Annotated in this window: 12 protein-coding genes; 5 read left to right on the forward strand and 7 right to left on the reverse strand. The window is 45.3% G+C overall.

Annotation, left to right across the window (positions count from 1 at the left end; translation table 11 throughout):
- Positions 1–445 precede the first annotated feature (445 nt).
- From Q0339_RS08555 to Q0339_RS08575, 5 genes are all read right to left on the reverse strand, one after another.
- The gene (locus Q0339_RS08555; protein WP_298078413.1) at positions 446–1,453 is read right to left on the reverse strand and encodes a lipoate--protein ligase; all 1,008 of its coding nucleotides are present in this window, start codon (positions 1,451–1,453) and stop codon (positions 446–448) included.
- Positions 1,454–1,468: 15 nt separating this feature from the next.
- Positions 1,469–2,212 (reverse strand): MBL fold metallo-hydrolase, encoded by a 744-nt coding sequence (locus Q0339_RS08560; protein WP_298078414.1) that lies wholly within the window; start codon positions 2,210–2,212, stop codon positions 1,469–1,471.
- A 12-nt stretch (positions 2,213–2,224) separates the two neighbouring features.
- On the reverse strand, positions 2,225–3,307 hold the full coding sequence (locus Q0339_RS08565; protein ID WP_298078415.1) for a M42 family metallopeptidase: 1,083 nt from the start codon (positions 3,305–3,307) through the stop codon (positions 2,225–2,227).
- A gap of 89 nt (positions 3,308–3,396) precedes the next feature.
- Complete coding sequence (locus Q0339_RS08570; RefSeq protein WP_298078416.1) at positions 3,397–4,641, reverse strand: HAMP domain-containing sensor histidine kinase; 1,245 nt, start codon at positions 4,639–4,641, stop codon at positions 3,397–3,399.
- Positions 4,634–5,311, reverse strand: coding sequence for a response regulator transcription factor (locus tag Q0339_RS08575; protein WP_298078417.1), 678 nt, complete (start codon positions 5,309–5,311; stop codon positions 4,634–4,636). The genes Q0339_RS08570 and Q0339_RS08575 overlap by 8 nt, the downstream gene beginning before the upstream one ends.
- Positions 5,312–5,471: 160 nt before the next feature.
- Between Q0339_RS08575 and Q0339_RS08580 the strand changes: the two genes are divergently transcribed.
- The 5 genes from Q0339_RS08580 (at position 5,472) to Q0339_RS08600 (ending at position 12,361) form a co-directional block, all read left to right on the forward strand.
- Complete coding sequence (locus tag Q0339_RS08580; RefSeq protein WP_298078418.1) at positions 5,472–6,611, forward strand: acyl-CoA dehydrogenase family protein; 1,140 nt, start codon at positions 5,472–5,474, stop codon at positions 6,609–6,611.
- Positions 6,612–6,683: 72 nt separating this feature from the next.
- Positions 6,684–7,901: a hypothetical protein gene (locus tag Q0339_RS08585; RefSeq protein ID WP_298078419.1), complete on the forward strand. Its 1,218-nt coding sequence runs from the start codon at positions 6,684–6,686 to the stop codon at positions 7,899–7,901.
- A 127-nt stretch (positions 7,902–8,028) separates the two neighbouring features.
- On the forward strand, positions 8,029–9,687 hold the full coding sequence (locus tag Q0339_RS08590; RefSeq protein WP_298078420.1) for a response regulator: 1,659 nt from the start codon (positions 8,029–8,031) through the stop codon (positions 9,685–9,687).
- Complete coding sequence (locus Q0339_RS08595) at positions 9,684–11,411, forward strand: sensor histidine kinase (protein WP_298078421.1); 1,728 nt, start codon at positions 9,684–9,686, stop codon at positions 11,409–11,411. The genes Q0339_RS08590 and Q0339_RS08595 overlap by 4 nt, the downstream gene beginning before the upstream one ends.
- Complete coding sequence (locus Q0339_RS08600; RefSeq protein WP_298078422.1) at positions 11,408–12,361, forward strand: substrate-binding domain-containing protein; 954 nt, start codon at positions 11,408–11,410, stop codon at positions 12,359–12,361. Before Q0339_RS08595 ends, Q0339_RS08600 begins: the two co-directional genes overlap by 4 nt.
- Positions 12,362–12,477: 116 nt before the next feature.
- Here Q0339_RS08600 and Q0339_RS08605 read toward each other — a convergent pair whose 3' ends face one another.
- Together Q0339_RS08605 and tyrS are read right to left on the reverse strand one after the other, a co-directional pair.
- Positions 12,478–13,962 carry an NlpC/P60 family protein gene (locus tag Q0339_RS08605; protein ID WP_298078423.1) on the reverse strand — a complete coding sequence of 495 codons (1,485 nt, stop codon included), beginning with the start codon at positions 13,960–13,962 and terminating at the stop codon, positions 12,478–12,480.
- Between the two features lie 505 nt (positions 13,963–14,467).
- The gene (tyrS, locus tag Q0339_RS08610) at positions 14,468–15,736 is read right to left on the reverse strand and encodes a tyrosine--tRNA ligase (protein ID WP_298078424.1); all 1,269 of its coding nucleotides are present in this window, start codon (positions 15,734–15,736) and stop codon (positions 14,468–14,470) included.
- Positions 15,737–15,883: the final 147 nt, after the last annotated feature.

Here is a 15,883-nt window from a genome sequence, read left to right on the forward strand (position 1 = left end):
GCTTGTTTTTTACCCAGCTTGTCTGCTGCCGAATTGTTGGTTGTTCATCAAGTTTTACCTCGATGACCCTCACATTCTTGGTGTGTCTTTGTTTAGTTTTCAATGTGCTTGTTGCCACCACGTGACAACTTCTATATATTAGCACAAGCCTTACTTCCTGTCAACAACTTTTCAGAAGTTTTTTCGAAGTTTTTGCTTGGCCCTTGTCTCAGCGACAACTTCTATATATTAGCACCATCTCCTGACAATGTCAAAGCTTTTTCGAATGCTTTTGATGATTTTAAGGAAATGGTTCGTGTGTTCCTAAGAACATAATGTAATATACCATGACTAAGCCCACTAAGTCAACACTTTCTAGCCACTTTTCAGCCCTTTTTTTGATCTAAAAAAAAACACTATATATAGGTTGTATAGCCAAGTAGCTTTCCTATATATAGTGCCAATTCTAGCCGAAGATTAAGGTCAGAATTTCTTCTGCTGTTACTCGACCAAAGTATTTGTTGAAGTCTAAGTTTTCAAACACTTGTTTTACTGCCTCGCGCTCGAAGCGTACGCCTACTAGCGCGTTTTCTACATCGCTAATGTCTCCTAGGCCAAAGAAGTCGCCATAGACTTTAACTTCCTTAATAACCCCTTGCTCAACATTGAAGCGGAAATCGACAAAGCCAAATGGGAACTTCTGACTCATTTGGATTGCAAAGGCTGGCGATTGTCCATAGTTCCATTCCCAATTGCCGAAGCGTTCAGCTTGAATCTCCCGGACTTTGGCCCAATCTGCTTCAGTCAACTTAAATTCTTTGACTTGGTCCCGACTTTCCACGCCAAATATTTCAAGCAAGAGTAAATCACGGAACTCCTCGGTAGTGAGTTTTTGATATTCCGGTGACACATAAGGTTTAATATTAGTCACGCGGCTTCGCACCGATTTAATCCCCTTGGATTCGAACTTTTCCTTGCGAGGTTTAAGCGCTTTGGTGACCTCGTCTAGATCTGCATCAAACAAGATGGTCCCATGGGCAGTCATACGGCCATTCTTTGCATACATAGCATTACCCGAAAACTTCTTATCATCAATTAGTAGATCGTTCCGTCCTTTGAGCTCAGCGCCTTTGGCTCCCATTTTATGCAAGGCTTCAATTACCGGTTGCGTGAAGCTAGCAAAATCCCGGAAGGAGCCATCATCGTCTTTAATGAAGCAAAATGAAAAGTTGCCTCGATCGTGGTAGACGGCGCCTCCGCCTGACATGCGACGCACTACCCGAATTCCTTTTTCTTCTACATAGGCTTGATTCACTTCTTCAATGGTGTTTTGATTTCTTCCTACTATAATAGAAGGATCATTGATGTAAAAGAGTAAGATGGGCTCATCGACCAATCGGTTCTCTACCAAATAAGTTTCCAAAGCAATATTCAGACTTGCATCATAGTTGTTGCCATTATCAACAAAATACATATTATACGCTCCCTCTTAAAGTGATATCGTCAGACCCGGCTGACAATGAATTAAATTAATATCCGGGTTCAAATCCGCTGCTATTTGTTGGAGGATGAGAGTTTGATCCGCATGTGGTGCCATGTGACTGGCTACCAGAGTTTGTACATGGGCCTGATTGGCCAACTCCGCCACTTCGCCCGCTGTCATATGAATCTCGTTTTGCCCCCGTTCGTTAGTGAAAGCCGAATCAGCAATTAGCACATGGGCGCCCTGGCTGAATTCAATCAATTCTGGACACCAGCCCGTATCAGCTGTAAAGACTAGGATTTGTCCTGTCTCTATCTCTTCCAAACGCATAGCATAGCAAGGAAGTGGGTGGACCGTCTGGCAGAAACTTACGCGGAAAGGCCCACATTCTAAGACACTATCTTCCCTATAGCTCAACAATTGGCTGGTTTTGTCCTGAATGGCCAATGGCGGAAATACCGATTGGTCATGCAAATAAATAGGCACTGGCGCATGCTTAGCACCTGAAGGTTTCAACATCAATAAATGCTGGATAGTGCCTAAATCCGCCACGTGATCAGCGTGGTCATGGGAAATAATGACAGCATTAAGCTCTAGTACATCTAGATAATTTTCTAAGGCACGCGCAGCGCCACTTCCTGCATCAAGCAAAATATGATAGGACCGGTCCTGACTCGAAACCACAAAAGCCGTCGTGCCATTGTCTCCCATCGGATAGCCACCAGCACACCCTAAGCAATGAATATGCATCTACCTTACCCCCTAGACATTGGCCACAATGTTGGCAACGGTCTGACTGTTGAGACGTTTGAGCAAGGCGGTCATCAGCGCCACCGTGTATTTAAAGTCATCTTCGTGGATAATCGAAGTATGGGAGTGTAAGTAGCGAACCGGAATGGTAATAGCAATAGATGGCACGCCATCAAGACTTTGGTGCTGTGCTCCAGCATCCGTTCCGCCACCCTTAATGCTGGTGAATTGGAATGGAATCCCTTCTTCTTCCGCCACATCAATCACAAAGTCACGCAAGCCTTTGTGCGGGATCATGGACGCATCATAGATTAAAACTTGAGGCCCTTTGCCTAATTCGCTATCTGCTTCTTTAGGTGTCATACCCGGTGTATCACCCGCAGTCCCTGTATCTAAAGCAAAACTGATAGCAGGATTCAATTTGTGGGTAGCACCCTTAGCACCACGCAAACCAACTTCCTCCTGAACGTTAGCCCCGATGAAAAGCTGGCTAGCGTGACCTTGGCTAGCCGCATATTTTAATACTTCAATCGCAACTGCTACGCCGATGCGGTTATCCCACGCTTTCCCCAAGAGAAAAGGTCCGCCATTGAGACGACGATACTCGATATAAGGCGTAATCATATCCCCCGGACGAATGCCCCATTCTAGCACTTCTTCCTTAGAAGTCGCCCCTAAATCCACAAAGACATCCGCTATATCGACCGCTACCTTGCGTGCTTCCGCAGGCAGAACATGTGGAGGCTTAGAGCCCGTCACACCATGGTAGGTTTTGCCGTCTCGTGTCGTAACGGTCACTTGCTGGGCCAAAACTACCTGGCTCCACCAACCACCGATTGGCACAAACTTTAGGAAGCCCTTATCCGTAATCTGACTAACCATAAACCCCACTTCATCAAAGTGAGCAGCCATCATAATCCGCGGACCGTTGGCATCCCCAATATGCTCCGCAAATAAGCCACCAAGACCATCTTGAACGTAGCCTTGCGCATAAGGTGCCGTTTCTTCTTTGAAAAGTTGGCGAACCGCACCTTCATTACCCGCAATCCCATTGACTTCACTCAAGGCACGCAACAAAGTTTCATTGATTTCCATCCTATTCCTTCTTTCTACTATATAATATGTATCGCACTTCCTATTTTAGTACTCTGCCCTAACGACTTCAAGCAGGATTGCTCGCCAAGCTAGAATCGAATGGTAAATTCTATTTCAGTCTCTGAACGCATGCCGACTTTTAAACGCCAGCCATTACCTTCTGCTACCGCTTGAGCTAAGGACAAGCCCATCCCACTGCCCCCTTGGTCACGTTGGCGCCCTTGGTCTGGCCGGTAGAAACGCTCGAATAAGCGCTCTGCCTGCTCTTGGCTCATCTTCTGACAATGATTGGCCACATACAATCTCTTGTCAGCTTGTCGCCAACCAACTTCAATCTCTGTCCCTGCCAGATGATACTGAAGGGCATTTTCGAGTAGAACCTGGCTGACCTGCTGAAAAGAAGCCCTGTCGATAGTTAACGGAATGCTATCAGGCAAATTCAAGGAAACCTGCGCCTGGTTTGCTTCAAGCAATCCCCCAAGGTCATCCAGCGCTTGTTTTAACAAGGCGACTAAATCCAGAGACTCTGGATTTAGCGCGATTCGACCTTCATCATAGCGAGCTAATTGCAGCATCTGCTCCACTAAGGCATTTAAGCGTTGGATTTGCCTGCGATTACTTTGGGTCCATTCATTCTTGCAACCTGTCAATTCTAAGACATCGTTATTGGTAGATAGCACCGCCAAGGGCGTCTTAATCTCATGGCTAGCATTACTAATAAATTCCTGTTGACGTTTAATATTGTTAATCAAAGGTCGAATGGCTCTATTAGAAAAGTATCGAAGTAGACCATAGACGATGAGTAAGGTAAAGACCAAGATACCCAGCGAAATCATGGCCAAGCGAGTTACCGCCTGAAGTTGGCGACCAGCATCTACAAACAGCCATTCCTTTTCTCCTTGCGAATTCGTCCGCTGATAGTAGCGCAGGACGCCAATCCAGCCCCGGTTTTTAGAAGATTTCAAGAGTGGACTAAGCATATTCGCCAAAGTTCCCTGGTCATAATCATCCATGCGGTCTAATTGGCTAGTCACTAACTTACCATCGGCATCGGTTTTAGCATAGATATAACGAGCCGTGTGATAATTCGGTTCCTGATAGCTCTGCCATAGTCTACTCCAATCAAAGCCTTGATTCTTCGGCAGAGGGGGTCTCTCCTGATTACCCTGATGCTGATTCTGACTCTGATCCATTAGATGACTCGCTTCGCCATCCAACTCTTGAACCGTCTGCCAATAGTTTAATCCATTCAAACCTAGGAGCAGACACAAGAGCACAGCCGTAAAAGATAGCATGGCAATCTGAACAAAACGGCCTTGCATCTCTTTAATCATGCGCCACCTCCAACTGGTAACCTAAGCCACGCGAGGCCTTAATCGTTACTTTAGAACTCAGCTGTTGTAATTTTTTGCGTAAGGACGAAATATTGACCCAGACCACATTAATCTCTGCGTCGGAGTCTAAGCCCCAGATTCTTTCCATAATTAAATCGGAGGACAAAACCTGTTGTTGGTTCAACAAAAGCATCTCCATCAGTTGAAACTCTCGCTTATTCAAGGCGAGTTCCGCCGCCCCTACCGCTAGACTGGCCCGTTGGCGGTAGAGGGTTAAATCACCATAACGCAAATCATTGTCTACCAAGTTGGCCGGACGTCGCAACATAGACCGAATACGCGCGAGGAGTTCCTGCATATCAAAGGGCTTGGTTAAATAATCATCCGCTCCTAGATCAAGCCCCTGCACCTTGTCCTCAATTTGGTTTTTAGCCGTTAAAAGCAAGGTTGGCACTTGAGAACCCTCGCTCCGTAAAGTCGCTAGGACATCGAAGCCCGATTTCTTAGGCATCATGACATCTAAAATTAGGCCATCATACTCCATAGAGCGTGCATACAAGAGGGCTTCTTCTCCATCTGCTACATGATCCACATCATAATGATGATGCTTGAGAATAGCCTGGATCCCCTTGGCTAAATCTAATTCATCTTCTGCTAGTAACAATCTCATTTTTCTTGCCCTCCTTTTGCTAGTCTCATTGTATCACATTTGCCTCATCACTCGCTATTTGCAAGCGTTTAGCAAGGCGACACACAGCAATCATGTTATAATAAGGAAGGTAATCAAGCATCTATCTATTTTACTTACTACTTTCCAAGGAGTGTCCGCTATGTTTTTATCTGATTCACTACTCGATTCTATCCATCAACGTGCAGATTATTACGATCGAAGCAACGAATTTCCTGAGCTAGACTATCAAGCTCTCAAAGAAGCTGGCTACTACAAAGCCTTTGTCCCCAAAGAATTTGGTGGGCACGGTCTCACACTTCAAGAAATCGCGCAGGAACAAACCCGCCTAGCCAAGGCAGCACCTGGTACTGCCCTAGGTATTAATATGCACCAGATTATTGTGGGCTTGGGTCGTCATCTAGTCGCTCATGGCCAAGCTGCAGGCCAGCAAATCCTAAAAGACGCGGCTGAAGGTCACCTCCTAGCCTTCGGCATCTCGGAACCTTCCAATGACCGTGTCCTCTTCGGCTCTATCTGCCAGGCTCAACCCCAATCAGATGGAGGCTATCTTTTCTACGGTGACAAGGTCTTCCTGTCTATGATTAAGGCCTGCAGCCGTTTCGTGACCTTTGCGACCGACTCCAGCCAAGAACAAGCCCAGTCTGTCTTTGCCTATGCCCACAAACAAGATAATCAATTAGAGATTCACGAAAACTGGGATACGCTTGGTATGCGCGCCACTCAATCACACAGCGTGACGCTCAAGGGGCTGCAAGTAAGACCTGAACAAATCCTGGCCAAACTGGCTCCTGGCCCAAGATTAGAGCCCACCGTTTTCGGTATTTTCGCTTATTTCGAGATTCTACTTGCTGCTACTTATTTAGGCATTGGGCAACGAGCCCTCGAACTGGGCCTAGAAACGGTCAAAAAACGTTATTCCGCAAGCAACCAGACGACCTACGATCAAGACAAAAACATTCGCTGGCGTTTGGCTGAAGCCGCGATCCAACTCGATGCCATCCCACCTCAACTTAATCATTTCTGCCAGGCTTTAGATCAAAGTCAACCTTATGATTTGAGCTGGTTGCCACGCCTGTCCGCCCTAAAAAACCGTTCCGTTGAAGCCTCTAAAATAGCAGTCGAAGAAGTGATTCGCGCTTGTGGGGGACAAGCCTACTTCAGCCAAAACGAACTTTCTCGCCTCTATCGCGACGTCTTGGCGGGCCTCTTCCAACCTTCCGATCAAGAATCACTCCATGAAGCTTGGGCTAGCATGCTCTTGGGCCCTATCAAGTCATAGTACTAGACAACTTTGCATGCCTATCCATTCTGTATTATAATATTACTAGGATTTACTATTGGAGGTAATGAAATGAAAAAAACTTTACGCATCTTCCTATGCAGCTTATCGTTAACCGCCCTCTTAGCAGGACCATCGATCGCTTTGGCAGAATCTTCAAGCAGCGAGTCAAGCGCTAGTAGCCAAGAAAGTACCGCTAACTCAGAGTCTAGCACAGACTTCAAGGCGGTAACTGAGGCCATCAAGGCTGCAGCTTCTGCTAAAGAAGCCAGCGTAACTTACACAAACTCAACCCCTATCACCTTAGGCAAGGCTCCTGTTACGGAGACCATCCATGCCTACAGCTTAATCTCCCTCAAAGATTTCTCCAAAGACTTAGAGATTCCTTTTGGCGGCGACACCAAAACTGGCGCTGTTCTTGTACTTGATGTCTCCCTTAAGAATGACTCAGATAAAGACACTTATATTACCGGCGGTTTCTCTGGCTCCATTGTAGGCTATAACAGAGCAGTGAGCCACAACAACAACCTAGTAGATGAGACTAAGGACCTAACCAAGGCTGTTGTAGACGCCAAGCATGTACTTAAGGCTAAAACTGAGCTTCGCGGCTTAGTTGCCCTAGCAATTGGTGGCGACGCCCTCAAACAATTAAACAAAAGTGGCGAGTTATCATTCGATACCCTCGTTGTATTAGCTAATCAAGGGGACAAACTTACGGATGCGATTGTACCTACGGTATCTACTATTCTTCCAACTTCTAAAGAAGGGGAAGCCAACCGCGCATCAGCTAGCAAATTCTACCCAGACAAGCTAACTGCTGAAAATTGGGGAACCAAGACCCTCATTAGCTCAAGTACTGACAAGCAAAACGTTAGCTTTGAAGGCTATGACGTTACTTTGAACGGCTATCAAATCGTTGACTTCAAACCTAATGAAGATCAGGCTAGCCGTTTCGAAAAGCTTAAAGGTGGTGTGGTAGTCTTAACTGCTGAAATTACCGTTAAGAACAAGGGTAAAGTTGCCTTGAACGCACGCCAGACCGCTGGTAACTTAGTTTTCAATGACCAACTAAAATTAATGCACGAAGGCATGGTTGAAGTTGAGCCGGCCAAAGATAAGGAAGTAGTAGAACCTGGCCAAGAGTATACTTACCACTTAGCATTCGTCTACAGCAAGGATGACTATGATCTCTACAAAGATCGCTCACTTACTTTGAACGTCAACCTCTATGACAAAGACTTTAAGTCCTTAACTAAATCCGGCGATATTACCTTCCAACTTAAAAAATAAGCTTAAAACTAGAAAGCCACAGGTCTGATGACTTGTGGCTTTTTATATATGGCCCTATGATATCTTCATGAATTGTGTTAAACTGATAGAAAGCGTTACCTATTTCATGTCCTCAGGAGGGACTTGCATGACCACCCGACGAAAACTTGTATTTGTAGACGACGAGACTTTTGTGCTCCAGTCCATTGTCAACCTAATGGATTGGGCTTCTTTGGGCTACGAACTAGTAGGCACTGCCAGCAATGGACAAGAGGCCCTAGCCATTATCGAAGAAACTTGTCCTGATGTTGTCATTACCGACATTTGCATGCCACTCATGGACGGCTTTGAATTGAGTCAAGCCATCTACGAATTTGATCCCACTATCAAGATTATCTTTATCAGCGGTCATGACAAATTCGACTATGCTCAAAATGCCATTCGTCTAAATATTCAAGAATATCTACTGAAACCTATCACTCCTACAGATATCCAAGCTGCTCTAACCCGCGTTAGCCAGAACCTAGACGCTCAGCGCCAGCGTGCTCTGGATATGCAGGAAATGACACGGGAGTATATGACAACCATTGAGGCCTCCCGTCGGAGTTTGCTTATTAGCCTTGTAACCGAGCCTTTATCCCTGGAAGACACCTCTTACTGGCAAAACCGTATTAATCTCTATCAATTAGAAATTCCCGGCCCTCATTATACCGTTATTAGCCTCTGTCCACGCCAGTCTTCTAGCCCTATCCACGCCATCAGCCCGGATATGCGAGATATTCTCTTTGCCGAAGAGCTTAGCTGGGTCTCCTATCGCAAAACTGTCCTAGAAGTCTGCCATAAATATTTGCCAGCCGAAGCCTTCCCTTTTGCTGGTAAGTTAATCATCATCCTCAGCCATGATAAGCCTGATATCTCAGCAAACCTAGACCTTTTGCTGCAAGATATCCAGCAAACCTTCCTAAAAAATTATCGGCGCACCCTCTACCTGGGTATTAGTCAAGCATCCTCACACTTGATGGACTTAAAACGCCTCTACCATCAGGCCCTTCAGGCTTATGATTACTGCCAATCGGCACCAAATACTGCCCTATGTTACTATGGCGATTTCAGCGTCGAGATGGAATCAAACCTAGACTACGATGCGACCCCTGATCAACGACTCTTGTCTTTGATTAAGATTGCTTCCTACCCTGAGTTTGAGGATTACATTGTGAGCTTAATTAACCAAAGTCATCGCCAATCCTCTACGCCTTCGGCCGACTATCTTTTCTTTCTAGAATTAACTTCACGGGTTATTCGCATCAGCCAAAACCTCACCGGCATCCAAAACTCGCCGCTGATTGAGTCCTTTATGTCTCAAATGGTAGTAGCTAACCAAGCCCCAGTAGCGGATTTAATGCAGACCTTCCTGGCTCACAGCAGAAAGTTACTACTCTTAATCCAGAGCGAACGCCAAACTCTCAAAGAATCTTTAACCCAGCAAGGCTTGCGTTTAATGCAACAACATTATCAAGACCCACTTTTTACAGGCAAACGCTTGGCTCAGTTAATGCATGTCAGCCCTAACTATCTCAGCTCTCTATTCACTCGCGAGACAGGACAATCCTTCAAGGAACACTTGATTCAAATTCGTATGAATAAGGCTAAAGAGCTCTTACTAACTAGCTCAGCTAAAGTCCAAGAAGTAGCCTTAGCAGTTGGCTATACCGACACTCACTACTTCTCCTATAGTACTAAGCGCTACTTTGGCTTATCTCCGCGCCAAATTCGTGAGGCCGCCCAAGAAGGGAGCCCTTCACTATGACCCCTACCAAGCGACAACCCTTGCACCGAGTGATTTATTTGACTTGCTTCCTCCTGTCTACTTCTATTCTGGGAATTAGTCTCTGGGGCCATTATCAGATTGCACGCGATCTCCTAATTAAGCAGACCATGACCCTAACCGAACAGCATGTAGCTCGCTCGACAGAAGCCTTAGAAACTATGATCGCGACAATGGATGTTGCCAACGAGGCAATCATCCGCCGCATCACACTCGAAAGCCTAACACCTCAAGCTTTGCATGACTTGCTTGATTCTAGCGTCACCCTTAACCGAGATATCCAATCTATCGCGGTGCTGGATGAACAAGGCCAAGTACTAGATTTTGCACCTAGCCGTTTTCAACTTAAAACAAATAGCCAACATCCGGTTTTATCTCCCGATTGGTATCAAAAAGAAGCGCAACACGATCAGACGCTCTATTCTAAACCTCATATTCAACACCTTTTCCAGGGAGAGTTTCCTTGGGTTATCTCTAATACCATCCCCTTCAACCATCAAGGCAAGCGATGCCTTCTACTTATCGACTATAAAATCAAAACCTTCCAGCGTTTCTTTGAGACTGGAGGGATTGGCAAGCAAGGCTACACTTACTTGATAGATGACCAACAAGAACTCATCTACCATCCCCACCAAGCCCTGATGACCGCTGAACTCAAGCAGGAAACTATTCCAGATTTAGGAACTGAGCCCACAAAAGTCCAATTAGATAAGGATAACCATGTCGTATTAGCCAGTCAGGTTATGGCCGGTACCCATTGGCGCGTTGTCGGAAAGACCTACCTACAAGAAGTGTTGGCTAGTGGTCTGTCACGAATTCTACAGACCTCGCTTATTCTCTTCTTAGCCTTAACCTTCTTAATTAACGTTCTGGCCTACTTACTAGCTCGTTTTATTGCCCGTCCTATTCGTCGCCTGGCGCGCCATATGCAAGACTTTCAGGATCTTCCGACTGGTCACTATGAGACTTCTGGTTACGATGAAGCCAATGAGCTCTATCATGCCTACCACCAACTGCTCAACCAAGTGGACCAACTCATGGAGCAAATTAAACTTGAAGAAGCCGCTTTACGCAAAAGTGAGCGAAATGTCCTAGAAGCCCAAATCCAACCTCATTTTCTCTATAATACTTTGGAGTCTATCCTGTGGATGATAGAAAGTCAAAATACCAGAGATGCTTCGCATATGGTGACTGCCTTAGGTCGGCTACTCCGTATTACCTTAAGTAAGGGCAAAGAGTACATTCCCTTGGAACGTGAATTTGAGCATGTCACGAACTATCTAGAAATTCAGCAAATTCGCTATAATCAGCAATTCACTTACCAGCTCAAGCTGCCTGAGCAAGTTCGCTCATACCCTACTATCAAACTAATCCTACAACCTATTGTAGAGAATGCCATTATACATGGCTTGGCCAACCTCTATGAACCTGGCCTGCTGATAATTGAGGCTAGCCAGTCAGAAAAAGGAATTCTAATCCAAATTAAGGACAACGGCCAAGGCATGAGTGTGGAGCGTTTGGAAGAACTCCGCCAAGAGCTAAAACAACCATCTGATGTGGCTGGGATTGGCTTGCGCAACGTCCATGAGCGCTTGCAGATTTATTTTGGGCCAGAATACGGGCTAACAATTGATAGCCAAGAAGACCAAGGAACCTGCGTTAGCCTCTCGATTCCTTGCTTAGATTGGGAGGACTTGCCATCATGAGAAAACTTTCTACTATATTATTAGGACTTATCCTAGTCAGTTTAGCTAGCCTTTTAGCATTGAGCCTTTGGCTTGGTCAACCTGCTCAGACCATTACACATCGCATCTTGTTTGCTAGCAGTAAAGCCTTGAGCCAGCCCTACAACCAACAACTTTTGGCAGGGCTCAAAGCCTCAATCAATCCATCTGACGACATAGAGATTCAGACCCTAGCTTTACCAGAAAATGTTGATGAACAAGCGGCCCTCTTAAGCCAGCAAAAACTCCTAACAGGCGATCAGGTGATACTTCACTCTACCTATAGCCTTGAGTTAACATCTCAATTGGAAAACTGGCTTAAGCAAGAAGTTAAAGTGTCCTTAATCGATAGCCCAAAAGTCCAACTATCCCAAGCAAGCCAACTTGGTTGGGCGCCTCTGGAGCAAGGCCAGGCCTTAGCACAAGCATTGAAAGCCAATAGTGGGACAGAGACTCCTCTCATTTTAGCCTATCAGGCACACAACCAAGAAAGCATCAAGCGCCTAAAAGGAGCTCAGGACGTCCTAGATCAGTCTGGCCAAGCCTACCAGACACTTGCTTTAGAAGGCGACAAACTCGAAAATCAACAGGCTATGCTTCGTGCCGTTGAAGCCTTAGCTTCCAAACCGGCTGTCGTCTTACTCGATCAAGTCTCTATACAAGAGCTAGCCCGTTACTTACATCAAAGTTTAGCTATTCCTGACATCTACAGCATCGGCTATCAACCTCAGGTATTTAGCGCTATCGAAGCAGGGGACATCCGCCGTAATCTCACGCCCAACCCCTATGCTTTAGGCTATGCAGCAGGACAAACTGGTCAAAATCAGCCTGATAAGGCTAGTGATGTAACCACTAAGCTTACCTATCAATGGATCGAGGCGCAAGACCTCTTCAATCCCCAATTTGCCAGTTGGCTCTTCCCTTTGGAATAAAATACTGCTTGCAGTAAGCAGCATATACAAAAGAGAGTTGGCCCTTGCCAACTCTCTTCTATTATATAGTAACAAAAAAGCTGGGATACAAATCCCAGCTTTTAATATACTTCTTATTAACGTACACGCACTGCAAATTGTGGTGTGAAGTTTTGGATGTTGTTGTAGCCTAATGGCGTACCTGGTTGAGAAGCATGAATGAAGTTCCCGCCACCAGTTGCAATCGCTACGTGGTAAGTTGAACCTGCGTCACCCCAGAAGTAGAGGTCACCCGCTTGTGCTTCTGATACAGAGATACGAGTCCCTGCAGATTCTTGTGGTACCGTCCAGCTACCTACATCGATACCGTATGCTTCTTTGAAGACGTATTGTACGAAACCTGAGCAGTCAAAACCACTTGGGCTCTTACCGCCCCATACATAAGGAGTCCCTACGTATTTAGCAGCTGTTGATAAAACATCACCGTATGTTGAAGCTGCTGGAGCTTCTGCTGCTGGAGCTTCTGGCTCTTCTTCAGTAGTAGCTGCTGGAGCTTCTGGTTCTTCCTCAGCTGCTGGTGCTTCTTGAGCAGGTTGTGGAGCTGGTGTTGTTGACGCTTCTTCTTGAGTTGAAGGAGTTTCTGTAGCAGTTGACTCTTCAGCTGCTGGAGTTTCAGATGCAGAAGCTTCAGGCGCTTGACTTTCAGTTGCTTCTGCTTGGCTAGTTGCTTCAGCTTCTGTAGTTGGTGCAGCTGGTTTTGCTTCTTCAGCTGCTGGTGCTGGTTGCTCAGCTAATTGGGATTCACGAGTTGCTTGCTCTTGAGCGGCTTGTTCTTGGGCTGCTGCTTCTGCTTGTGCTTGTTGTTGTGCTAAAGCCTGTGCTTGAGCTTCTGCGGCAGCTTGTTCTGCTGCTGCTTGTTGTGCTGCAGCAATTTCTGCTTGACGCTGTTGGTAAGCAGCCTTTTCAGCAATTAAAGCTTCACGAGCATTTTGTGCTAATGATAAGTCAGAAGTCAATTGGTTGTATACTGCTTCGTTGTTAGCTTGCTCTTCAGTCAAAGCACCTTTAAGAGCTTCTAATTGTACATGCTTAGCAACGTTGTCTGCTTTAGTCGTTTCTACCGCAGATTTCTTAGTTTCAACAGCTTCTTTATCAGCCTTTTGTTGGCCTAAAAGTGTTTTGTTAGCTGAAACCATCTTCTTCACAACGTCTACACGACCAACAAAGTCGCTAACAGATTTAGAAGAAGCTACAACGTTAACATAGTTTTCTGCCCCGCCTGTTGCTTGAACAGCACGAGCTTGGTCTGCCAAGAGGCTTTCGCGTTTGCCAATTGCTACTTCTAAGTCTTTGATTTCTGCTTGTAAGCTTGCAATTGCTGCATCATTTTCTTGGATATTCCCTTGAAGAGTAGTTGCTTGCGCTTGAACTTCTTGCAACTTAGCGTAAGAGCTTGCTAATTGCGCGTAAAGTTGTGCTTGCGCAGCAGATAAGTTTTCGATTTGGCTTTCACTTTGCCCGATTAATGAATCGTAGTCTTGTGCGAAAGCAGCCACAGGTGCAGCTACGCTCCCTAATACGACGGCTGAAGTTAATAACGTTTTGAATAATCTCTTGTTCATAAGCGATTTGACTCCTTTTAGTCTCGTAATTTTGTATATCACTCTTGTGTCGGACACAAGCTTTGGTTTATCTTTTTATGACATGCCTACATAATACCACAAGTTTTTGCTAAGGTGCGGTTTTTCGACGATTCGTATAGCATCTGTAACACAGCTGTAATTTTACTTTGGTTTTTTTCGTTTTTTGACACTTTTTTGCCACAATAGATAGGCAGATATACCTGCCTCTCGATGTTCTACAAATGACGAAAATTAGCGACAGAGCTGATTTTTGCTTTTGTCTAGACCTTTAGGCCTATTTAGCTATCCTAAAAGATAGTCTTGAAGATGATGCTATACATATAGTAAATCTAAAATCTGTTATATTGACACAACATTTGTATTTGTTTGTAGTTCTATTAGCGGCGTTTTCTGCTTCGGAATTGAGACAATCCCCCACCTACTTGCTCACCCCACCTTACTCGTGAGCAAAAAAAAGCAGGCCCAAAAGCCTGCTTCTCAGATCTTAATCTTGGAAGGTAACGAGCGTGTAATTTTTCTTGCCCCGGCGTACGACTACGTACTTACCACCAATGGCATCTTGAGGCGTAATCATAGCTTCCACATCGGTTACCTTAGTGCCGTTCAAAGTAATCGCGCCATTAGAAATAAACTCTCTGGCTTCACGACGTGATTTAACAATACCAGTATCTACTAACCAAACAGCTAGGTTAGCTTCCTCTCTTACGGCGCTAGCTTGCGGCATATTTCTAAAGCCTTGCTCGATTTCATGAACCGTGAGCGAACCCACTTCGCCCGTAAATAAAGCTTCTGTAATCCGAATCGCTTCATCCAAAGCCTCTTGTCCATGAACAAAACGCGTCACTTCTTCAGCCAAACGCTTGTGGGCAACCCGCAAGTGAGGTTGGGTCTCAATTTCTACGGCTAGAGCATCAATCTCTTCATGAGATAAGAAGGTAAAGTACTTAAGGAATTTAACCACATCACCATCTTGTTGATTGAGCCAGAATTGGTAGAACTCAAATGGCGTTGTTTTTTCTGGATCCAACCAAACTGCCCCACCTGCTGATTTACCAAACTTAGTTCCGTCAGACTTGAGCATAAGCGGAATAGTCAGCCCATAGACCTCACTTTCATGCCCCTCAGTCCGACGAATATAATCCAACCCTGCCGTGATGTTGCCCCATTGATCGGCGCCCCCAATTTGTAATTGGACATCGTATTCTTTATATAGGTAGGCAAAGTCAATGGATTGCAGAATTTGATAGCTGAACTCAGTAAAGGAAATCCCTACTTCTAGACGAGATGCGACAACATCCTTAGCCAACATATTATTAATGTTGAAGTGTTTGCCGTAATCACGTAAGAAATCTAAGAGCGAAATCTGGCTAAGCCAGTCGTAGTTATTTACAATCCGGAAACCACTTGCTTGGACATCTCCTTTTAAGAAGAGACGGTTCATTTGGTCTGCTAGCTTACGCGCGTTTTCCTTTACCACATCCATGGTTTGCAAGGTCCGCTCGCTATTACGCCCACTCGGATCCCCAATTGAGCCCGTGCCGCCCCCGATCAGCACTACTGGTTTATGCCCAGCCAGTTGGAATCGTTTAAGAATCATAAAGGGAATTAAATGTCCAATGTGCATGGAATCCCCTGTTGGGTCGACGCCACAATATAAGCCAATCGCCTTCTTATTTACTAGTTCTTCTAAGCCTTGAGCGTTAGTCTGTTGATTGATGGCACCACGCCATGTTAAATCATCTAAAATTGACATCTTCTTTCCTCCTTATGTATTTTCTTTCTTCCTATTATAACGCGATTACAAGTCTGAATCAATCTAGCGATAGCGTAAATTTTCGAACCTTATGCGTAAATTATTCTATGTAAGCGTTTCGTTGTTAGGGGTAGAATAGACTCAAAT

It is taken from the genome of uncultured Abiotrophia sp. (assembly GCF_938010525.1).
GTDB lineage: Bacteria > Bacillota > Bacilli > Lactobacillales > Aerococcaceae > Abiotrophia.